Origin of the sequence: Duganella callida (genome assembly GCF_004614165.1) — a bacterium.
Lineage (GTDB): Bacteria > Pseudomonadota > Gammaproteobacteria > Burkholderiales > Burkholderiaceae_D > Rugamonas > Rugamonas callida.
Map to the genome: position 1 here is coordinate 38,123 of NZ_SPVG01000146.1, position 22,241 is coordinate 60,363.

General features: G+C 63.4%; 18 protein-coding genes. All 18 read left to right on the forward strand.

Features of this window, described 5'->3' with window-relative positions; translation table 11 throughout:
- Positions 1-10: 10 nt before the first annotated feature.
- The 18 genes from E4L98_RS14220 (at position 11) to nirB (ending at position 22,236) form a co-directional block, all read left to right on the forward strand.
- Entirely contained in the window at positions 11-1,036 is a 1,026-nt protein-coding gene (locus tag E4L98_RS14220) for a DUF3667 domain-containing protein (RefSeq protein WP_135202209.1), read from the forward strand.
- A gap of 135 nt (positions 1,037-1,171) precedes the next feature.
- Positions 1,172-2,080, forward strand: a complete 909-nt coding sequence (locus E4L98_RS14225; protein WP_135202210.1) for an NAD kinase — start codon at positions 1,172-1,174, stop codon at positions 2,078-2,080.
- Between the two features lie 14 nt (positions 2,081-2,094).
- Positions 2,095-3,747, forward strand: a complete 1,653-nt coding sequence (gene recN / locus E4L98_RS14230; RefSeq protein WP_135202211.1) for a DNA repair protein RecN — start codon at positions 2,095-2,097, stop codon at positions 3,745-3,747.
- Between the two features lie 166 nt (positions 3,748-3,913).
- On the forward strand, positions 3,914-5,023 hold the full coding sequence (gene hemH / locus E4L98_RS14235) for a ferrochelatase (protein ID WP_135202212.1): 1,110 nt from the start codon (positions 3,914-3,916) through the stop codon (positions 5,021-5,023).
- Positions 5,024-5,236: 213 nt separating this feature from the next.
- A complete protein-coding gene (grpE, locus tag E4L98_RS14240; protein WP_135202213.1) occupies positions 5,237-5,791 on the forward strand; it encodes a nucleotide exchange factor GrpE in 555 nt (184 codons plus the stop codon).
- 93 nt (positions 5,792-5,884) lie between these two features.
- On the forward strand, positions 5,885-7,828 hold the full coding sequence (dnaK, locus tag E4L98_RS14245; RefSeq protein WP_135202214.1) for a molecular chaperone DnaK: 1,944 nt from the start codon (positions 5,885-5,887) through the stop codon (positions 7,826-7,828).
- A gap of 115 nt (positions 7,829-7,943) precedes the next feature.
- Positions 7,944-9,065, forward strand: a complete 1,122-nt coding sequence (gene dnaJ / locus E4L98_RS14250; protein WP_135202215.1) for a molecular chaperone DnaJ — start codon at positions 7,944-7,946, stop codon at positions 9,063-9,065.
- 87 nt (positions 9,066-9,152) lie between these two features.
- On the forward strand, positions 9,153-9,827 hold the full coding sequence (gene can / locus E4L98_RS14255; protein WP_135202216.1) for a carbonate dehydratase: 675 nt from the start codon (positions 9,153-9,155) through the stop codon (positions 9,825-9,827).
- Positions 9,828-10,426: 599 nt separating this feature from the next.
- Positions 10,427-11,296 carry a TauD/TfdA dioxygenase family protein gene (locus E4L98_RS14260; RefSeq protein ID WP_135202217.1) on the forward strand — a complete coding sequence of 290 codons (870 nt, stop codon included), beginning with the start codon at positions 10,427-10,429 and terminating at the stop codon, positions 11,294-11,296.
- 16 nt (positions 11,297-11,312) lie between these two features.
- Positions 11,313-12,308 carry an ABC transporter substrate-binding protein gene (locus tag E4L98_RS14265; protein WP_229257393.1) on the forward strand — a complete coding sequence of 332 codons (996 nt, stop codon included), beginning with the start codon at positions 11,313-11,315 and terminating at the stop codon, positions 12,306-12,308.
- Positions 12,305-13,156 carry an ABC transporter ATP-binding protein gene (locus tag E4L98_RS14270; protein ID WP_135202219.1) on the forward strand — a complete coding sequence of 284 codons (852 nt, stop codon included), beginning with the start codon at positions 12,305-12,307 and terminating at the stop codon, positions 13,154-13,156. Before E4L98_RS14265 ends, E4L98_RS14270 begins: the two co-directional genes overlap by 4 nt.
- Entirely contained in the window at positions 13,153-14,031 is an 879-nt protein-coding gene (locus tag E4L98_RS14275) for an ABC transporter permease (RefSeq protein ID WP_135202220.1), read from the forward strand. Before E4L98_RS14270 ends, E4L98_RS14275 begins: the two co-directional genes overlap by 4 nt.
- 112 nt (positions 14,032-14,143) lie before the next feature.
- Positions 14,144-14,761 carry an ANTAR domain-containing response regulator gene (locus E4L98_RS14280; protein ID WP_135202221.1) on the forward strand — a complete coding sequence of 206 codons (618 nt, stop codon included), beginning with the start codon at positions 14,144-14,146 and terminating at the stop codon, positions 14,759-14,761.
- Between the two features lie 350 nt (positions 14,762-15,111).
- Positions 15,112-16,284, forward strand: coding sequence for a CmpA/NrtA family ABC transporter substrate-binding protein (locus tag E4L98_RS14285; RefSeq protein WP_135202222.1), 1,173 nt, complete (start codon positions 15,112-15,114; stop codon positions 16,282-16,284).
- A gap of 15 nt (positions 16,285-16,299) precedes the next feature.
- The gene (ntrB, locus tag E4L98_RS14290) at positions 16,300-17,205 is read left to right on the forward strand and encodes a nitrate ABC transporter permease (protein WP_135202223.1); all 906 of its coding nucleotides are present in this window, start codon (positions 16,300-16,302) and stop codon (positions 17,203-17,205) included.
- 11 nt (positions 17,206-17,216) lie between these two features.
- Complete coding sequence (locus tag E4L98_RS14295; RefSeq protein ID WP_135202224.1) at positions 17,217-18,020, forward strand: ABC transporter ATP-binding protein; 804 nt, start codon at positions 17,217-17,219, stop codon at positions 18,018-18,020.
- A 378-nt stretch (positions 18,021-18,398) separates the two neighbouring features.
- The gene (locus tag E4L98_RS14300) at positions 18,399-19,694 is read left to right on the forward strand and encodes an MFS transporter (RefSeq protein WP_135202225.1); all 1,296 of its coding nucleotides are present in this window, start codon (positions 18,399-18,401) and stop codon (positions 19,692-19,694) included.
- Between the two features lie 10 nt (positions 19,695-19,704).
- Positions 19,705-22,236, forward strand: a complete 2,532-nt coding sequence (gene nirB / locus E4L98_RS14305) for a nitrite reductase large subunit NirB (RefSeq protein ID WP_135202226.1) — start codon at positions 19,705-19,707, stop codon at positions 22,234-22,236.
- Positions 22,237-22,241 lie beyond the last annotated feature (5 nt).

Below are 22,241 nucleotides of genomic sequence, written 5' to 3' on the forward strand. Positions count from 1 at the left end.
GATTTCTTGCATGAGCCACGCTGTCCCGCTGTCGAACTGCGCCAACTGTGAAACGCCGCTGAGCGGCCATTACTGCTCCCACTGCGGCCAGGAGGCGGTGCTGCATGCGGCCAGCACGCGCGAATTCCTGCACGAGTTCATCGGCCACTATGTGGCGCTGGAAGGCAAGCTGTGGGGCTCGCTGCGCCGGTTGATCCTCAAGCCGGGCGAGCTGACCAACGAATACATCCGCGGCCGGCGGGTACGCTACGTGCAGCCGCTGCGGCTGTACCTGACCTTCAGCGTGCTGTTCTTCGCGCTGCTGAAGTTCGGCGGCGGCGAGCATGAAGAGACCAAGGTCGAGGGCGACACCACGGCCGCCAGGGTGGTGGCGCCGGCCCGCGTGCTGGCCGACACCGCCGCACGCGAAGTCCGATCGGCCACGCCGCAAGATCCGGCCGAGGCAAGCAGCCGCGCAGCGGCGGAAACGGCGGTGGGGGCCGCCATGAAGGACATGGGCGAGGCAGACGCCAAGTCCGAAGCCCGCGCCGCCAAGGCCATCGAGATCGACAAGCACGACAACATCAGCGAGGAATACATCGACGGCCAGCTGGCCGGCTGGCCCACGCTGCGGCATCAGTGGCATGCGTTCAACCAGCTGCCGGCCGAGGAACAGCTGAAAGCCTTCAAGAACGGCATGCTGCACTACGCGCCGTACGCAATCTTTTGCCTGATGCCGGTGTTCGCGCTGTTCCTCAAGGTGCTGTACCTGGGCTCGGGGCGCGGCTTCGGCGAGCATATGCTGTTCGCGCTGCACACCAACGCCTTCGCCTTCCTGATCTTCAGCGTGATCCTGTTCGCGCATTACGGCCTGCTGCAGTTTGCGCTGTGGTGCTGGATGATCGCCTATCTGCCGTGGGCCATGCGCCGCGTCTACCACAAGGGCCGCTTCGGCACCTTCTGGCGCTGGGTGCTGCTGATGCTGGCCTATCTGATCGCGCTGATGCTGGCGATCATGGCGTCGGCGGCGCTGGGCGTGATGACGGTGGGCCACTGAGCGTCATCCCCTTGCTCCGCTTGCATTGAGCACTGTTTAAATGTACAGTGGCGACGCCAGCGGAGGATGGCACAAGGCGGCGTTATGGGTTAACCTGCTGCGTGTCGCCGCCCATGGCCCCTAGCCGAGATTTTTATGACCGCCACCCACGCTGTTTTCCACACCATTGCCCTGGTCGTGCGCCAGAATACCGACGGCATCGCCGAACCGGTGCGCAGCCTGGTCGACTTCCTGCAGCAGGGCGGCTATCAGGTGGTGTTCGAGGAGCAGACCGCCGCGCACCTCGACCTGCGCTTCGATGACGTGCAGGTGATGGACGCCGCCGCCATCGGCGCCAGCTGCGACGCCGCCATCGTCATGGGCGGCGACGGCACCATGCTCGGCATCGCGCGCCAGCTGGCGCCGTTCGATGTGCCGCTGATCGGCATCAACCAGGGCCGGCTGGGTTTCATGACCGACATTCCGCTGGAAGGCATGCTGGACGTGCTGGCGCGTATCCTCAGCGGCAGCTACAAGGCCGAGCGCCGCACCCTGCTGGAAGGCAGTGTGCTGCGCAACGACGTCTCGATTCACGTCGGCATGGCGGTCAACGACGTGGTGGTCTCGCGCGGCACCGGCGCCGGCATGGCCGAGTTGCGCGTCGAGGTCGACGGCCAGTTCATGTACAACCAGCGCTCCGATGGCCTGATCATTTCGACCGCGACCGGCTCCACCGCCTACGCGCTGTCCGCCGGCGGACCGCTGCTGCATCCGTCGCTGGGCGGCATCGTGCTGGTGCCGATCGCGCCGCATGCGCTGTCCAACCGCCCCATCGTGCTGCCGGAATCGAGCGAGATCGTGGTCGAGATCATGCGCGGGCGCGATGTCAGCGTCAATTTTGATATGCAAACCTTCGCCAGCCTGCAGACGCAGGACCGCATCGTGATCCGGCGTTCGCCGCACACGATCAGTTTCCTGCATCCGGACGGCTGGAGCTACTACCACACGCTGCGCGAAAAGCTGCACTGGAACGAGTATCCGTCCGGTGAGGGCAAACTCAACTAACCACACACCATCACATGCTGCGTACCCTGTCCATCCGTGATTTCGTTATTGTCGATACCATCGAACTGGAATTTTCAGCCGGCTTCACCGTGTTCACCGGCGAGACCGGGGCAGGCAAATCGATCCTGATCGATGCGCTGACGCTGGCGCTGGGCGGCCGCGGCGACGCCAGCGTGGTGCGCGAAGGCGCGGCCAAGGCCGACATCACGGCGGATTTCGCCGTCAGCGCGCAGGCGCGCGCGTGGCTGGCGACGCATGAATTCGCGGCCGAGGAGGACGGCGCGCTGCTGCGCCGCGTGATCGACAACGCCGGCCGCAGCAAGGCCTACATCAACGGCATCGCGGCCACGGCGGCGCAGCTGCGCGAGCTGGGCGACCTGCTGGTCGACATCCACGGCCAGCACGCGCACCAGTCGTTGATGAAGACCGATGCGCAGCGCGCGCTGCTGGACGGTCAGGCCGGCGCCGATGGCGAAGCGAAGGCGGTGTCTGTCGCGTACAAGGCGTGGCGCGCGTTGGCGCGGCAGCTGGAGGAATTCGAGACCAACGCGGCCAATGTGCTGTATGAACGCGAGCGCCTGGAATGGCAGGTCAACGAGCTGGAAAAGCTGGCGGTCAAGCCGGGCGAGTGGGCGGAGGTCAGCAATGAGCAGAGCCGTTTGTCGCACGCGGCCAGTCTGCTGGAGGGCGCGCAGGAAGCGCTGGCGGTGATCTCTGAAGCGGAAGATCATCCGATCCTGTCGCAGTTGTCGTCGCTGAACCAGAAGCTGGGCAAGCTGGCCGACATCGACAGCGGCCTGCGCGCGGTGGTGGAGCTGATCGAGCCGGCGCGCATCCAGCTGCAGGAAGCGGTGTATGCGCTCAACGATTATCTCGACCGCGTCGATCTGGACCCGCAGCGCCTGCGCACGGTGGAAGCGCGCATGGACGCGATCCACTCGGCGGCGCGCAAGTTCCGTGTGCCGGAAGAGCAGCTGCACGAAGAACACGCCAAGCTGGCGTCGCGCCTGGCGCAACTGGCCGATGCCACCGATCTGGAAGGCTTGCGCAAGCAGGAAGAAAAGCTGAAGGCCGCGTATCTGGGCGAGGCGCAGCGGTTGTCGGCCACGCGCGCGCGCGCCGCCGGGCAGCTGGGCGCCGCCGTCACCAGGGCGATGCAGGAACTGAACATGACCGGCGGCCGTTTCGAGGTGGCGTTGCATCCGTGCGAGCCGGCGGCGTACGGCGTCGAGCAGGTCGAATTCCTGGTGGCCGGCCATGCCGGCGTAGCGGCACGGCCACTGGCCAAGGTGGCGTCGGGCGGCGAGCTGGCGCGCATCTCGCTGGCGATCTCGGTGATCACCTCCAACGCCACCACGGTACCGACGCTGATCTTCGACGAGGTGGACAGCGGCATCGGCGGCGGCGTGGCGGAAGTGGTCGGCCGTCTGCTGCGTCGTCTGGGGCAGGAGCGCCAGGTGCTGTGCGTGACCCACTTGCCGCAGGTGGCGAGTCAGGCTGGCCAGCACTTCCAGGTCGCCAAGGGCACGCTGGACAACGGCAAGACCGCCTCGCGCATCGACGTGCTGGACGCCAAATCGCGCGTCGAAGAAATCGCCCGCATGCTGGGCGGTCTGGAGATCACCGCCACCACCCGCAAACACGCCCGCGAGCTGCTGGCTTCTTGATATCGCGCAGACACTCCCTGAGATCTGGCGGCGCTGGAAACCCGCTTGCTGAAGTGGTTCATTGCGACAGCTTTTGCACTCGCCGCCGTGATGGGGCCGATTGCCGTCGCGGTTGCCAAGCTTATACATTAAGATAGTGGCTGACGGTAATTACCTACAGCCACTCATGACCTTCCAAACCGAACCTTCCCACAAGCACGGCACTGTCAGCCGCAGCGCCATCGTCCTGGTCAACCTGGGCACGCCCGATGCGCCGACCCGTTCCGCCGTACGCCGCTATCTCAAGCAGTTCCTGTCCGATCCGCGGGTGGTGGAGATTCCCAAGGCTATCTGGTGGTTCATCCTCAACCTGATCATCCTGCCGTTCCGCTCGGGCCAGTCGGCCAAGAAATATGCGTCGATCTGGACCGAGGAGGGCTCGCCGCTGCGGACCTACACCGCCGGGCAGGCCAGGCAGCTGCATGCCGCGCTGGCGGCGCGCGGCCACAAGGACCTGACCGTGGCGATGGCCATGCGCTACGGCTCGCCGTCGCTGCCCGAGGTGCTGGCCAAGCTGAAGACCGACGGCTGCGAGCGCATCCTGCTGCTGCCGGCGTATCCGCAATACTCGGGCACCACCACCGGTTCGATCTACGACGCCGTATTCCAGCACTACGGCTCGGTGCGCAACATCCCCGAGCTGCGCTTCGTACGCAATTACCACGACCATGAGGGGTATATCCGCGCCCTGCGGCAATCGGTGCTCAATCACTGGGAGCAGCATGGGCGGCCGGACAAGCTGGTGATGTCCTTCCACGGCGTGCCCAAGCGCACATTGATGCTTGGCGATCCCTACCACTGCGAATGCCTGAAAACCGCGCGCCTGCTGGCCGCCGCCTTGAAACTCAAGCCGGAGCAGTACGTGGTCAGTTTCCAGTCGCGCTTCGGCAAGGCCGAGTGGCTGCAGCCGTACACGGCGCCCACCGTGATCCAGCTGGCGCGCGACGGCGTCAAGCGCATCGACGTGATCTGCCCCGGTTTCATCAGCGACTGCCTGGAAACGCTGGAAGAAATCTCGATGGAAGTGCGCCACGACTTCATCTCCAACGGCGGCCAGGACTTCCACTACATTCCCTGCCTGAACGCCGCGCCGGCCTGGATCGGCGCGCTGGCCGAGATCGCCGAGCAGCACATCATCGGCTGGCCGACCCAGCTGGCTCCGTCCGAGCGCGAGCAGCGCAAGAAAGACGCCGAAACCGGCCGTACCGCCGCCCTGCAACTCGGCGCCGCCGACTGAAAAGCAACATTTCCATTCCTCCCACGCCGTCACCCGATAATCAGCACTTGCGGGTGACGAGTGCCAGCCTGTTAAAATAGCCGCCTGATTACTGCCGATGTTGTTTAAACGACAGGCGCAAAAAGCCCTTGAAAAAAGTAGGTTACTGCCCCATTTGCTGCCACATCGGTAAGAAAAGTAATGTCAAACTAATACGATTGTAGGAGTCTCTAGATGCAAGATCAGGAAAACCAGGCCGTACCCCCTAATCCAGAGGCGGCAGAAGCCGCTGCGTCGGCCCCACCATCGACCCCGGAACAGGCGCAGCAGCAGTCGCTGGAAGAGCAACTGTCGGCCACCGAAGCCAAGCTGGCCGAGATGCACGACGCGTTCATGCGCGCCAAAGCCGACGGGGAAAACATCCGCCGCCGCGCTCAGGAAGACGTGAGCAAGGCCCATAAATTTGCCGTGGAAAGCTTCGCCGAAGCGCTGGTGCCGGTCAAGGACAGCCTGGAAATGGCGCTGAAAGTCGAGGCGCCGACCCTGGAATCGCTGAAGGAAGGCGTGGAAATGACGCTGAAGCAGCTGTCCGCCGCGTTCGAGCGCAACCGCCTGGTGGAAATCGTGCCGCAACAGGGCGAAAAGCTGGACCCGAACAAGCACCAGGCCGTGGCCGTCGTGCCGGCCGAGCAGGAAGCCAACACGGTGGTTGCCGTGTTGCAGAAAGGTTATATGATCGCCGACCGCCTGCTGCGCCCGGCCATCGTCACCGCCGCGCAGGCAAAGTAAATACTATTGCGGCGATAGTTTCAAGCTCTTGAAAAGATAGCCGTTTTCCACATATTAGTACCATCTGAACTCTAGCAAATAAGGAAGAACATCATGGGTAGAATTATCGGTATCGATCTGGGAACCACCAACTCCTGCGTTGCCATCATGGAAAATGGCACACCTAAGGTCATCGAGAATGCCGAAGGCGCACGCACGACGCCATCTATCATTGCTTATCAAGAAGATGGTGAAATCCTGGTGGGCTCGCCGGCAAAACGCCAGGCGGTGACCAACCCGAAAAACACGCTGTTCGCCGTCAAGCGCCTGATCGGCCGCAAGTTCGACGAGAAGGAAGTGCAGAAGGACATCGGCCTGATGCCTTACTCGATCACCAAGGCCGACAACGGCGACGCCTGGGTCGGCGTGCGCGACAAGAAACTGGCGCCACCGCAAATCTCGGCGGAAGTGCTGCGCAAGATGAAGAAAACCGCGGAAGACTACCTGGGTGAGGAAGTCACCGAGGCCGTCATCACCGTGCCGGCCTACTTCAACGACTCGCAGCGCCAGGCCACCAAGGATGCCGGCCGTATCGCCGGTCTGGACGTCAAGCGCATCATCAACGAGCCGACTGCGGCCGCGCTGGCCTTCGGCCTGGACAAAACGGAAAAGGGCGACCGCAAGATCGCCGTGTACGACCTGGGCGGCGGTACCTTCGACGTCTCGATCATTGAAATCGCCGACGTGGATGGCGAAAAGCAGTTCGAAGTGCTGTCGACCAACGGCGACACCTTCCTGGGCGGCGAAGACTTCGACCAGCGCGTGATCGACTACATCATCGACGAATTCAAGAAGATCAACGGCCTGGACCTGAAGAAGGACCCGATCGCGCTGCAGCGTATCAAGGCATCGGCCGAGCGCGCCAAGATCGAACTGTCGTCGTCGCAGCAGACCGAGATCAACGAGCCGTACATCGCCATGGCGAACGGCGCGCCGGTCCACCTGACCCTGAAGATGACCCGCGCCAAGCTGGAATCGCTGGTGGAAGAGTTGATCAACGCCACCATCGAGCCATGCCGCATCGCCATCAAGGACGCCGGCGTGAAAGTGTCGGACATCGATGACATCATCCTGGTCGGCGGCATGACCCGTATGCCGAAGGTGCAGGAAAAGGTCAAGGAGTTCTTCGGCAAGGATCCACGCAAGGACGTGAACCCGGACGAAGCCGTGGCCGTCGGCGCCGCCATCCAGGGCTCCGTGCTGTCGGGCGAGCGCAAGGACCTGCTGCTGCTGGACGTGACCCCGCTGTCGCTGGGCATCGAAACCCTGGGCGGCGTGATGACCAAGATGATCCAGAAGAACACCACGATTCCGACCAAGTTCTCGCAGGTGTTCTCGACCGCGGACGACAACCAGCCTGCCGTGACCATCAAGGTCTACCAGGGCGAGCGTGAAATCGCGGCCGGCAACAAGAGCCTGGGCGAATTCAATCTGGAAGGCATCCCGCCGGCGCCACGCGGCACGCCGCAGATCGAAGTGACCTTCGACATCGACGCCAACGGTATTCTGCACGTGGGCGCCAAGGACAAGGCCACCGGCAAGGAAAACAAGATCACCATCAAGGCCAACTCCGGTCTGACCGAAGATGAAATCCAGAAGATGGTGAAGGACGCCGAGCTGAACGCCGAGGAAGACAAGAAGGTCAAGGAACTGGCCGAGTCGCGCAACCAGGCCGACGCGCTGGTGCACTCGACCCGCAAGTCGCTGACCGAGTACGGCGACAAGCTGGACGCCGGCGAGAAAGAAAAGATCGAAGCCGCGATCACCGACCTGGAAGGTTCGATCAAGTCGGGCGACAAGGCCGACATCGACGCCAAGGTGGCCGCACTGTCGACCGCTTCGCAGAAGCTGGGCGAGAAGATGTACGCTGACATGCAGGCCCAGCAGGCCGCCGGCGGCGCCGACGCGGGCGCCGCGCCAGGCGCCGGCGCCGAGCAGGCCAAGCAGCAGGACGACGTGGTCGATGCCGACTTCAAGGAAGTAAAAGACAGCAAGTAAGCGTCATTCCCGCGCATGCGGGAACGGCAAGCCGAGCCGTGTGGCCGTGTGAGCGGTGCCGGCTCGGCTTTTTCGCATAAACAGTACAGAGTAAATAGCAAGGTCCCGACCAACTATGGCAAAGCGTGATTTCTACGAGATACTGGGTGTCTCCAAAAGCGCGTCGGAAGACGAGATCAAGAAGGCCTACCGCAAACTGGCCATGAAATACCATCCGGACCGCAATCCGGACAGCAAGGAGGCTGAAGAGAAATTCAAGGAAGTCAAGGAAGCCTACGAGATGCTGACCAATCCGGAAAAGCGCGAGGCGTATGACCGCTATGGTCACGCCGGCGTCGATCCGAACATGGGCGGCGGCGGTGGCGGCTTTGGCGGCGGTTTCGGTGACGCCTTCGGCGACATCTTCGGCGACATCTTTGGCGGCGGCCGCGGCCGCAGCTCGGGGCCGCAGGTGTACCGCGGCGCCGACCTGCGCTACAACCTCGAAATCACCCTGGAACAGGCCGCGCACGGCTTCGACACCACCATCCGCGTGCCGTCGTGGGACAAGTGCGATACCTGCCACGGCAGCGGCGCCAAGCCGGGCACCTCGCCGGTCACCTGCACCACCTGCGGCGGTCACGGCCAGGTGCGCATGCAGCAGGGCTTCTTCAGCATCCAGCAGACCTGCCCGAAATGCCACGGCACCGGCAAGATCATCCCCGAGCCATGCGCCGCCTGCGCCGGCCAGGGCCGCATCAAGCGCAACAAGACGCTGGAAGTGAAGATCCCGGTGGGCATCGACAACGGCATGCGCATCCGCTCGTCGGGCAACGGCGAACCGGGCACCAACGGCGGGCCGCCGGGCGACCTGTACGTGGAGATTCACATCAAGCCGCACGCGGTGTTCCAGCGCGAGGGCGACGACCTGCATTGCGAAATGCCGATCTCGTTCGCCAAGGCGGCGCTGGGCGGCGAAATCGAGGTGCCGACATTGTCTGGTAAAGTAGCGTTTACGATTCCTGAAGGGACCCAGTCGGGCAAGACCTTCCGCCTGAAGGGCAAGGGCATCAAGGGCGTGCGTTCCGGCTTCGCGGGCGATCTGTTCTGCCACGTGGCGGTGGAGACGCCGGTCAAGCTGACCGAGCGTCAGAAGGAACTGCTGCGGGAGTTCGAGAAATCGACCACCGAAGGCGGCTCCAAGCACAGCCCGCAGACCAAGACCTGGCGCGACAAGGTGAAGGACTTCTTCGAGTAAGTTGCCGTCATCCGAGCCAGCGAGTATCAGGACCGCCGCCATGTCTTCGGGCAGAACGGCGGTCTCTTTATGTACGAGAGGAGCATCATGAAAAGTCTGGAAAACAGCACATCCCCCCTGCGTGGCCTGCTTGAGAACAACCGCCGCTGGGCCGAATCGGAAGTGGAGCGCGACCCCGAGTTCTTCCAGCGGCTGGCCAAACAGGCCGCGCCGGAATACCTGTGGATCGGTTGCTCGGACAGCCGCGTGCCGGCCAATGAACTGCTGGGCCTGGCGCCGGGCGACGTCTTCGTCCACCGCAACATCGCCAACGTGGTGGTGCATTCGGACCTGAACTGCCTCTCGGTGCTGCAGTTCGCCATCGAAGTGCTGAAGGTCAAGCACGTGATCATCGTCGGCCACTACGGCTGCAAGGGCGTGCACGCCGCCATGACCGGCACCCGCGTGGGCCTGGTCGACAACTGGCTGCGCCACATCCACGACGTGCACCAGAAGCATGAGCGCTACATGGGCACCGTGCTGAACGAGCAAAAGCGTTCGGAGCGCCTGGTGGAGCTCAACGTGGTGGAGCAGGTGACCAACGTGGTGCACACCACCATCGTGCAGGATGCCTGGGACCGCGGCCAGGAACTGACCGTGCACGGCTGGGTCTACGGCATCAACGACGGCAAGCTGCAGGACATGGGCATCGCCATCAGCTCCCGCGACCAGCTGGCCCCGGCGGTGGCCAACCGTCTGGCCAAGTACGAAGTTCAGGCGTAAGCAAAACCTCCCGCTCCGGCTATTCCTGGCCGGAGCAAATCCTGCCCGATCCCTCCGTGGTGCAAAAATACGACTGACAGCACAGTCGTAATGAATTAATCTGTTTGCAATATGACTCACGCACTCGTTAATCCCAGTCTGATGAGTTGGTCTCGCCGCAGAGCCGGCCTGACTGAGGCCGAGGTCGCCTAAAACATTTCCGTTGATGAGGAAATGGTGATCGCATGGGAAAGCAGGGCAGAGTAAGCCGACATTCCGCCAGGCCCAGATTTGGGCCAGTCTGGCCACGTTCCGTTTGGCTCTTTATTTTTGGAGCACGCTGCGCAGGAATATTTGCCCCTGCCTGATATTGGATGTCGGTGATAGGCAGTACCGGAATTTCCAGCGTCGCACCATCCGGTAAACGCCGCGACGAAAACCTGTGTAAAGAATTCGGCTTGGATTGGATGAACACTTTTGATCTTCTGTATCGACTGGAAGCCAGGTTTGTTCTTCCTCGCTAGGCATCAAATCCCGCATATCGATATCAAATAAGCTTCGTTTTCTAAACGGGGACGGCGGCATAGACTGTATCGCACATCTTTTCATGAGAGTGCGTCATGGCTGCCGTTCTTCAGGATTCCTTACAGGTCGAGTTGTTCGATGCGCCGCTGGGCGCCGAAGTGATCGGGCTCGATCTGAATCGCCCGCTGTCGCAGCGGGATTTTCAGCGTATCCACAAGGCGCATCTCGATCACCATCTGCTGGTGTTCCGCGGCCAGCGCATCTCGCCTCAGCAGCAGGTCGATTTCAGCCGCCGTTTCGGGCCGTTGCAGATCCATGTGCTGCGCAATTTCCAGCTGCCCTCCCACCCGGAGGTGCTGATCATTTCCAATATCATCGAGGACGGCAAGCCGGTCGGTCTCGGCGACGCCGGCCACTTCTGGCATTCCGATCTGTCGTACAAGGAGGCGCCCAGCCTGGGCTCGATGCTGCACGCGCAGGAATTGCCGGCCGAAGGCGGCGATACCTTGTTCGCGAACATGCATCTGGCCCACGACACGCTGCCGGCCGCGCTGCGCAATGCGGTGCAGGGCCTGCGTGCCGAGCACAGTTATCTGGCCCAGTACGAGGAGCTGCGCCGCCGCAGCCCGTTCCGTCCCGCGTTGACGCAGGCGCAGATCGATGAGGTCAGGCCGGTACTGCATCCGGTCGTGCGCACCCATCCGGAGACGGGCCGCAAGGCGTTGTTCGTCAGCGAGCATTTCACAACGCGCATCGTTGGTCTCGCCGAAGCCGAAAGCAGGGCGCTGCTGGCCGAACTGTTCGCGCACAGCGTCAAGCCGGAACATGTCTACCGCCACCGCTGGCAGCCGCATGACATGGTGTTCTGGGATAACCGCTCGCTGATGCATCTGGCGGCCGGCACGCCCGATCACCTGCGCCGCAAGCTGTACCGCACCACCATTGAAGGCGATGTGCCTTTCTAACCGTCAGAGGATATCCATGTTCCGATTCACCGCCGCTGCCCTGGCCCTGAGCCTCGCCGTCGCCAATCCCGCGCAGGCCGAAGGCCGCATCCGCATCGCCGAGCAGTTCGGCGTGGTGTATTTGCTGCTCAATGTGGTACAGGATCAACAGCTGATCGAGAAGCAGGGCAAAAAGCTGGGCCTCGACATCAAGGTCGAACGCACGCAGTTGTCGGGCGGCTCGGCGGTGAACGATGCCTTGCTGTCGGGCGCCATCGATATCGCCGGCGCCGGCGTCGGGCCGCTGCTGACCATCTGGGACCGCACCAATGGCAAACAGAATGTGAAGGGCGTGGCGTCGCTGGGCAGCTTCCCTTACTACCTGGTCAGCACCAATCCCAAGGTGAAGACCATCGCCGACCTCAGCGAGAAGGACCGCATCGCGCTGCCGGCGGTGACGGTGTCGGTGCAGTCACGCATCCTGCAGTACGCGGCAGCGAAGCAGTGGGGCGACAAGGAGTTCGCGCGGCTCGATCGATATACGCAGACCCTGCCGCATCCGGATGCGGCGGCGGCGCTGATCGCCGGCGGCACCGAGATCAACGGCCACTTCGGCAATCCGCCGTTCCAGGAGCAGGAGCTGGCGGGTAATCCGAATGCGCATATCGTGCTGAATTCCTATGATGTGCTGGGCGGCCCGAGTTCCGCCACGGTGTTGTACGCCACCGAGAAATTCCGCAACGAGAATCCCAAGACTTACCGCGCCTTCACCGCCGCGCTGGCGGAAGCGGCGCAGTACATCAGCAGGAATCCGGAAGCGGCGGCCGATACCTATCTGCGCGTCAGCAAGGCCAGGGTGGATCGTGAGCTGCTGCTGAAGATCATCAGGAACCCGCAGGTGAATTTCAGCGTGGCGCCGCAGAACACCTATGGTCTGGCGCAGTTCCTGTACCGCGTCGGCGCCATCAAGAAGCAGCCGGCCAGCTGGCGCGATTATTTCTTTGACGATCCTGTGATCGCAGCCGGATCATGAGTCTGCAGATTGTCAGTCCGACCGGCGGCATCGCACCGCTGCTGCGCGCGGAAGGCGTCAGCCTGGAATATGGCAGTACGCGCGCCACGCACAATGTCAGCTTCGATGTCTACCGCGGCGACCGGTTCGTGCTGCTCGGACCTTCCGGCTGCGGCAAGTCCTCGCTGCTGAAGGCAGCGGCCGGCTTCGTGCGCCCCCGTGCCGGCAGCATCAGCATCAACGGCGCGCCGGTCGACGGGCCGGGGCCGGACCGCATCGTGGTGTTCCAGGAATTCGACCAGCTGCCGCCGTGGAAATCGGTGCTGGAGAATGTGATGTTCCCGCTGCTGATGACCAAACGCGTCAGCCGCCACGAGGCGGCCGAGCGGGCGGCGCACTGGATCGCCAGGGTGGGGCTGGGCGGATTCGAACATGCGCATCCGCACACGCTGTCCGGCGGCATGAAGCAGCGCGTGGCCATCGCCCGCGCACTGGCGATGCAGCCCGATGTGCTGTTGATGGACGAACCGTTCGCCGCGCTCGACGCGCTCACGCGCCGCAAGATGCAGGAAGAACTGGGACGCCTGTGGGAAGAGCTGCGCTTCACGCTGCTGTTCGTCACGCACTCGATCGAAGAGGCGCTGGTGGTCGGCAACCGCATCCTGCTGCTGTCGCCGCATCCGGGGCAGGTGCGGGCGGAGCTGAACAGCCACCAGTTCGACCTGGCCAGCGCCGGCAGCCCTGAATTCCAGGCCGCCACGCAACGCATCCACAACCTGCTGTTCAACCCTGTCGGACCCGCGCAGGCGGCTACCCATGCTGAGCGTGCCGGGCAAGCGGCATCGCCTGACTGGAGCGCCGCGCCATGAGTCTCATCCTCGACCCGCCGATCCGCCAGGAATACGAATACACCGTCGCGCCGCCAGTGCTGCGCGCAGCCGGGCCCCGACTGCCGCTGGTACGGCGCGTTTGGCAGCAAGCCTGGCTGCGCAAGTTGCTGATCCTGGTCCTGCTGGCCATCGCCTGGGAAGCCGTCGCGCGCTGGCAGGCCAATGATCTGCTGCTGCCGGGCTTCGTGCAGACTACGGAAGCTTTTTTCCAGGGCATCGCCAGCGGCGAACTGCTGGCGCGGGTGCGCATCACGCTGGCGGTGCTGCTGCAAGGCTACGTGGCCGGCATTGTTGCGGCCTTCGCGCTGACCGCGCTGGCCGCCTCCACCCGCATCGGCCGCGATTTGCTGGAAACCCTGACCGCCATGTTCAACCCACTGCCGGCCATCGCCTTGCTGCCGTTGGCGCTGCTCTGGTTCGGCCTGGGCAAGGCCAGCCTGCTGTTCGTGATCGTCCACGCCGTGCTGTGGCCGCTGGCGCTGGGCGCCTCTGCCGGCTTCCAGGCCGTGCCGGAAACCTTGCGCATGGCCGGCCGCAATTACGGCTTGCATGGTCTGCGGCTGGTGCTGCACATCCTGGTACCCGCCGCGCTGCCATCCATCCTGTCCGGCCTGAAGATCGGCTGGGCCTTCGCCTGGCGCACGCTGATCGCGGCCGAACTAGTGTTCGGCACCACCAATGGCCAGGGCGGGCTGGGCTGGTACATTTTCCAGAACCGCAACGAGCTGTACACCGACAAGGTTTTCGCCGGCCTGGCCGCCGTCATCCTGATCGGCCTACTGGCGGAAAACGTGGTATTCCGTCCACTGGAAACGATTACCGTGCGCCGCTGGGGTATGCAAGGGCAGGTGTGACGCTGGCAGTATGCGGGACTTGTGCCGTAGAATCTGCGCATGCACATCCAAATTACTGGAGTGATTCTTGCTTGCTGCAGAGTCATGTCCCCCTCTCATGCGTAAGCCGGCCATGCCCAATCTGCGTATCGTTGTCGTCAATACTGTCATCCATGATGAGAGTGACGAGGCGCTGCACGCGCAGGCGGAGCGCGCGCGCGTGCTGCGTATCGGCCTGCTGGAAGCCGGCTACGACATCATCGCCTCGCTGCCGCCCGATATGTATTTGCCGGACCGCATCGCCCAGCTGCAGCCCGACATGATCATCGTCGACGCCGAGTCGGACGCGCGCGACGTGCTGGAGCATATCGTCATCGCCACCCGCGACGAGCGCCGCCCCATCGTCATGTTCACCGAGAGCGAGGATGCCGAGAGCATGGAGGCGGCGGTGGAAGCGGGCGTCTCCGCCTACATCGTGGCCGGCCTGCAGAGCGAGCGCATCAAGCCGGTGCTGCAGGTGGCGCTGGCCCGCTTCAAGCGCGAGCAGAAGTTGCTGGACGAGCTCTCCGATACCAAGAGCAAACTGGCCGAGCGCAAGGTGATCGAGAAGGCCAAGGGGCTGTTGATGCAGCGCCAGGGCTTCAGCGAGGACCAGGCTTACCAGAAGCTGCGCTCGATGGCCATGAGCAAGAACCTCAAGCTGTCGGAAGTGGCCCAGCGCATCCTCGACGTGGAAGACTTGCTGGGCTAAAAAGATGCACGATCATGATGCGCCGCGCGATTGCGGTGCATTTTTTTTGCCCGGATGCCGCTCTTTCCCTCTGTAAACAAGCTGGCACGGTCATTGCATAGTCCTGTGCAAGCGCAATGATGCGTTGATGCGCCTCGCCAACGGCGGCGGGGCCCACAGGACAACGGCGTCCACCGGTCACGAATCCGTTCGTGAGGGTGGACGCTTTTTTTTGGCCGATAGTTAGCGACGACTACAAAGGGATAGCCATGAAATACAAGCAGCTGAAAGCGGAAAGCACTTTGCCAGGCGACATCAGTATCAAGCGCAGGAAAATCATTCAAGCGGCGGGTCTTTTAGCGGGAGGAAGCATGTTGGGATTGGCAACAGGTGGTGTGTGGGCGGCGGGTTCGGACAAACCGGAAAAGGAAGAAATCAGGATCGGCTTCATCCCGCTGACCGACTGCGCCTCCGTCGTCATGGCGTCGGTGCTGGGCTTCGACAAGAAGTACGGCGTTAAATTTGTACTGAGCAAGGAGGCATCCTGGGCCGGCGTGCGCGACAAGCTGGCCAACGGCGACCTTGACGCCGCACACGTGCTGTACGGCCTGCTGTACGGCGTGCAGATGGGCATAGGCGCGCAGAAAAAGGACATGGCGGTCCTGATGAGCCTGAACAACAACGGCCAGGCCATCACCCTGTCGAAAAAGCTGGCCGACAAGGGCGCCGTCGATGGCGCCTCGCTGTACAAGCTGATGCAGACCGACAAGCGCGACTACACCTTCGCCCAGACCTTCCCGACCGGCACCCACGCCATGTGGCTGTACTACTGGCTGGCCGCCAACGGCATCAATCCGATGAAGGACGCCAAGGTGATCACCGTGCCGCCGCCGCAGATGGTGGCCAATATGCGCGTCGGCAACATGGATGGTTTCTGCGTCGGTGAACCGTGGGGCCACCGCGCCATCATGGACGGCGTCGGCATCACCGCCGTCACCACCCAGGACATCTGGAAGGATCACCCGGAGAAGGTATTGGGCTGCACGCTGGAGTTCGCGAAAAAATACCCGAACACCTGCCGCGCCATGATGGCCGCCATTCTCGAAGCCGGCAAATGGATCGATTCCTCGCTGGCCAACAAGAACAAGATGGCGGAAACCATCGCCGACAAATCCTATGTCAACACCAGCAAGGACGCGATCGACCAGCGCATCATGGGCCGCTACCAGAATGGCCTGGGCAAGACCTGGGACGACCCGAACCACATGAAGTTCTACAACGACGGCGCCGTCAACTTCCCCTATCTGTCGGACGGCATGTGGTTCATGACCCAGCATCGCCGCTGGGGCCTGCTGAAGGACGATCCCGACTACCTGGCGGTGGCCACTTCGGTCAACCAGATCGAGCTGTACAAGGATGCGGCCACCATGACCAAAACCCCCGTACCCAAGAGCCCTTTACGCACTTCGAAATTGATGGATGGTTCCGTGTGGGACGGCAAGAACCCGAAAGCGTTCGCCGCCTCGTTCAAGATCAAAGCCTGATAACAGGAGGATGCCATGAACGCCTTGCTCAAACCCGATAGCGCGGAGCCGGAGGCCGCCGGCGCCGCGCCTGCCGCTTCGCCTTCCAGCCGCCGTCCGCGCCGTCCGCTGGCGGCAAACGGCACCGCCCGCGCGCGCAGGCAGGTCTCCGCCACCGCGCTGAAAATCGTCGCGCCACTGGTGGGCGCGGCGCTGCTGGTGCTGATCTGGCAGCTGATCACGGTGAACAACAGCAGCTTCCCCACGCCGGCCGTCACGTTTGCGGAAGCGGTCAAACTGTTCTCCGATCCGTTCTACCGCAACAGCCCGAACGACCAGGGCATAGGCTGGAATCTGCTGGCGTCGTTGCAGCGTGTGGGCGTGGGCTTCGGTCTGGCGGCGCTGGTCGGCATTCCGCTCGGCTTCCTGGTCGGACGCGTGCAGTTTTTCGGCGCCATGTTCAGTCCCATTATCAGCCTGCTCAAGCCGGTGTCGCCGCTGGCCTGGCTGCCTATCGGCCTGCTGGTGTTCAAGTCGGCCAATCCGGCGGCGATCTGGTCGATCTTCATCTGCTCGATCTGGCCGATGATCATCAACACCGCCGTCGGCGTGCAGCGCGTGCCGCAGGATTACATGAACGTGGCGCGCGTGCTGAACCTGTCGGAATGGAAGGTGCTGACCAAGATCCTGCTGCCGTCGGCGCTGCCCTACATCCTGACCGGCGTGCGGCTGTCGATCGGCACCGCGTGGCTGGTGATCGTCGCGGCCGAGATGCTGACCGGCGGCGTGGGCATCGGTTTCTGGGTGTGGGATGAGTGGAACAACCTGAATGTCCCGCACATCATCATCGCCATCGCGGCGATCGGTGTGGTCGGACTGCTGCTGGAGCAGGCGCTGATGGCGCTGGCCCGTGCCTTCACCTACGAACAAGTATCCAACTGAGGAGCGGCGTCATGGACGATCCGAAATTCATCGACATCGAAGGCGTGGAGATGATCTTCCACACCAAAAAGGGCGTGTTTCACGCGCTGCGCGACATCAACCTGGCGGTTGGCAAGGGCGAGTTCATTACGCTGATCGGCCACTCCGGCTGCGGCAAATCGACCTTGCTGAATCTGATCGCCGGGCTGCTGGAGCCGAGCGAAGGCGTGCTGCTGTGCGCCAATCGCGAGATCGCCGGGCCGTCGCCGGAGCGTTCGGTGGTGTTCCAGAACCATTCGCTGCTGCCCTGGCTGACCTGCTACGAGAATATCCATCTCGGCGTCGAGCGCGTGTTCGGCAAGACCGAGTCGAAAGCGCAACTGAAGGAACGCACGCTGGCGGCGCTGGCGCTGGTCGGCCTGACGCAGGCCGAGAGCAAGCGGCCGAACGAGATTTCGGGCGGCATGAAGCAGCGTGTCGGCATCGCCCGTGCACTGGCGATGGAACCGAAAGTGCTGCTGATGGACGAACCGTTCGGCGCACTGGATGCGCTGACCCGCGCCCATCTGCAGGACGAGCTGCTGAAGATCGTCGCCGCCACCAGATCGACGGTGGTGATGGTGACCCATGACGTGGACGAGGCGGTGCTGCTGTCCGATCGTATCGTCATGATGACCAACGGCCCGGCCGCCACCATCGGCGAAATCGTCGACGTGCGGCTGGACCGGCCGCGCGACCGCGTGGCGCTGGCGGCGGACCCGCAGTACATGGCCTACCGCGGCGCCGTGCTGGAATTCCTGTACCGCAAACAGGCGCACCCCGCCAAAGCCGCCTAAATCCGGGGTCAGGTCTTCCATTGCATCACGAGCCCAGCCGTAGCGACCGCTACGGCTGGGCTCGTGACGCAATGGAAGACCTGACCCCGGAGTTGCACCGCCGGTGCGCACCGAGAGCGTGCATCGTGCACCGCAACATCGCATTGCACCATCCCGTACAGCGCCGGCCCGGCCCGTCTTCCCTCTGAAGACCCCGTTTTAACGGGGTGGCACGGCTCTTGCAAGAACAAGGGCAAGAGGTCAACGGCGATCTCCCCGCAGTACACGAATTCACACGCTGGTCCAAAGACGGACTGGCAGGACAACGGCGTCCGCCCAACCCGGTCTTTGAGGCCCGGTTGCGCGGGCGCCTTTTTGTTTTCTGAACGGGATAAAAAAATGGCCAGCAAAGCTACCAGCATCAAGCTCTTCTCGATTTCAACGCCTCAGATGCGGGCGTTCCACTTGACCTGGATGGCGTTCTTCGTCTGCTTCTTCGCCTGGTTCGCCTGCGCGCCGCTGATGCCGGTGATTAAAGGCGAATTCGGTCTGACGGCGGCGCAGATCGCGAATATCAACATCGCCGCCGTCGCCGTGACCATCATCGTGCGCCTGATCGTCGGCCCGCTGTGCGACCACTTCGGCCCACGCAAGGCCTATACCGGCTTGCTGCTGCTGGGTTCCATCCCGGTGATCGGCGTGGCGTTCGCGCAGAGCTACGAGAGCTTCCTGTTCTTCCGCCTGGCCATCGGCGCGGCCGGCGCCAGCTTCGTCATCACCCAGTACCACACCTCGGTGATGTTCGCGCCGAAAGTGGTGGGCACCGCCAACGCGGCCGCCGCGGGCTGGGGCAATGCCGGCGGCGGCGTGGCGCAGGCCGCGATGCCGCTGCTGATGACGGCCATGATCATGCTGGGCGTGAGCGAAGGCTTCGGCTGGCGCGCGGCGCTGATCGTGCCGGGCGTGCTGATGATCGTGATGGCCTTTGTGTACTACCGTTATACGCAGGACTGCCCGCAGGGGAACTTCAAGGAACTGCGCGCGGCCGGCATCGCCATCGAGGGAGGAAAGAAAGGTGGTTGGGATTCGTTCAAGCTGGCCGCCGCCAACTATCGCGTATGGCTGCTGTTCATCACCTACGGCGCCTGCTTCGGCATCGAGATCTTCATCCACAACATTGCCGCCACCTACTACGTCGATCACTTCAAGTTGTCGCTGGCGCAGGCCGGCATGGCGGCCGGCAGCTTCGGCCTGCTGGCGCTGTTCGCCCGCGCGCTGGGCGGTTGGGTCTCGGACCAATTCGCCGCCGGCGGCAACCTGAATAACCGCGTCAACCTGCTGTTCGTGCTGATGCTGGGCGAAGGCGCCGGCCTGCTGCTGTTCGCCCACGCCGGCAACGCCGCGCTGGCAGTAGCCGCCATGCTGGTATTCGGTCTGTTCACCCACATGGCCTGCGGCGCCACTTACGCCGTGGTGCCGTTCGTCGACAAGCGCGCCCTTGGCGGCGTGGCCGGCATCATCGGCGCCGGCGGCAATGTCGGCGCCGTCGCCGCCGGCTTCCTGATGAAAGGCACAGGCGACGTGCAGCAGACGCTGAGCATCCTCGGCGTGCTGGTCGCCATCTCCGCCCTGTGTGCACTGGCCGCGCGCTTCAGCAGCGCCACCGTACAAGAAACCGCAATCGCCACCGCTTGAAGGGACAGTCATGAAAATCATCGTAATCGGCCACGGCATGGTAGGCCACAAGTTCCTGGAAAGCCTGGCCACCAGCGGCGCCGCCAATCTGCAGGTGACGGTGCTGTGCGAAGAGCCGCGTCCGGCCTATGATCGCGTGCACCTGTCGGAATTCTTTTCCGGTAAAAGCGCCGACGATCTGTCGCTGGTGAAACCCGGCTTCTTCGAGCGCGACGATATGATACTGCGACTGAACACCCGCGCCACCGCCATCGACGTCAAGGCGAAGACGGTCACCACCGGCGCGGGCGATGTGCTCTCCTACGACAAGCTGGTGATCGCCACCGGTTCCTATCCTTTCGTGCCGCCGCTGCCGGGCAAGGAGCGCAAGGACTGCTTCGTCTACCGCACCATCGAAGACCTGGAAGCCATGCTGGAATGCGGCCAGCGCGCCAAAACCGGCGTGGTGATCGGCGGCGGCCTGCTTGGCCTCGAATGCGCCAAGGCGTTGCGCGACATGAAGCTGGACACTCACGTGGTGGAGTTCTCGCCGCGCTTGATGGCGGTGCAGGTCGATGACGGCGGCGGCCGCGTGCTGCGCCGTAAGATCGAGGAACTGGGCGTGACCGTCCACACCGGGAAGAACACCACCGCCATTGTCGATGGCGCGCAGGCCACGCACCGCATGGAATTCGCCGACGGTGGCCACCTGGAAGCAGACATGATCGTCTTCTCGGCAGGTATCCGTCCTCGCGACATGCTGGCCAAGGAAGCCGGCCTGACGATCGGCCCGCGCGGCGGCATCGAGATCAACAACAACTGCGTCACCTCGAACCCGGACGTCTACGCCATCGGCGAGTGCGCGCTGTGGGGTGGCATGATCTTCGGCCTGGTGGCGCCGGGTTACGAGATGGCGCGCGTCGCCGCCAAACACCTGCTGGGCGAAGCCGCCGAATTCGCCGGCGCCGACATGAGCACCAAGCTGAAACTGATGGGCGTGGACGTGGCCTCGATCGGCGACCCGCACGGCAAGGCGGAAGGCAGCCATTCCTACCAGTTCATCGACGAGCGCAAGCAAATCTACAAAAAGATCGTGGTCTCCGACTGCGGCAAGTATCTGCTGGGCGGCGTGATGGTGGGCGACGCCAGCGAATACGGCACGCTGCTGCAGATGATGCTGAATAGGATCGAACTGCCGGAGTCGCCGGAATTCCTGATTTTGCCGCAATCCGATGGCGCAGCCAGGCCGGCGCTGGGTGTCGATGCGCTGCCGGATTCGGCACAAATCTGCTCCTGCAACGACGTCTCCAAGGGTGCGCTGTGCGCGGCGGTGGCCGGCGGCGCCACCACCATCTCCGCGCTGAAAAGCTGCACCAACGCCGGCACGTCCTGCGGCGGCTGCGTGCCGCTGGTCACGCAGGTGATGAAGGCCGAGATGAAGAAGCAGGGCATGGAAGTCAACAACCATGTCTGCGAACACTTCGCCTATTCGCGCCAGGAGCTGTTCCACCTGATCAAGGTCGGCCAGATCAGGACCTTCGACGAGCTGCTGCACAAGCACGGCAAAGGGCTGGGCTGCGATGTCTGCAAGCCGCTGGCCGCCAGCATCCTGGCCACCGTGTACAACGACTTCGTGCTGAAGAAGGAGCACGCCAGCCTGCAGGACACCAACGACTACTTCCTCGGCAATATCCAGAAGGACGGCACCTACTCCGTGGTGCCGCGCATGCCGGGCGGCGAGGTCACGGCCGATGGCCTCATCGCGGTCGGCCAGGTGGCCAAGAAGTACGGCCTGTACACCAAGATCACCGGTGGCGCGCGCGTCGACCTGTTCGGCGCCCGCGTCGATCAGCTGCCGCTGATCTGGGAAGAGCTGATCGCCGCCGGCTTCGAGTCCGGTCATGCGTACGGCAAGTCGCTGCGCACGGTGAAATCCTGCGTCGGCTCGACCTGGTGCCGTTACGGCGTCGATGATTCCATCGGCCTGGCGATCGAACTGGAAAACCGCTACAAGGGCCTGCGCACGCCGCACAAGATCAAGTTCGGCGTCTCCGGCTGCACCCGCGAGTGCGCCGAGGCGCAAGGCAAGGACGTCGGCGTGATCGCCACCGAAAAAGGCTGGAACCTGTACGTGGCCGGCAATGGCGGCATGAAACCGCGCCACGCCGAGCTGCTGGCGACGGAGCTGGACAAGGAAACGCTGGTCAGATACATCGACCGCTTCCTGATGTTCTACAGCCGCACCGCCGATCGCCTGCAACGCACCAGCACCTGGCGCGAGAACCTGGAAGGCGGTCTCGATTACCTCAAGCAGGTGGTGGTGCAGGACAAGCTGGGCATCGCCGCCGAGCTGGAGGCCGACATGCAGCACGTGGTCGATACCTACGCCTGCGAGTGGAAGGAAGCCGTCACCAATCCGGAAACCCGCAAGCGCTTCCGTCACTTCGTCAACAGCGAAAAGGGCGACGAGAACGTGCTGTTCATGGAAGAACGCGGCCAGATCCGTCCGGCCACGGTGGAAGAGCGCAAGCGCGTCATCCCTATCGCAGTCAAGGCAGCTTAAGGAGA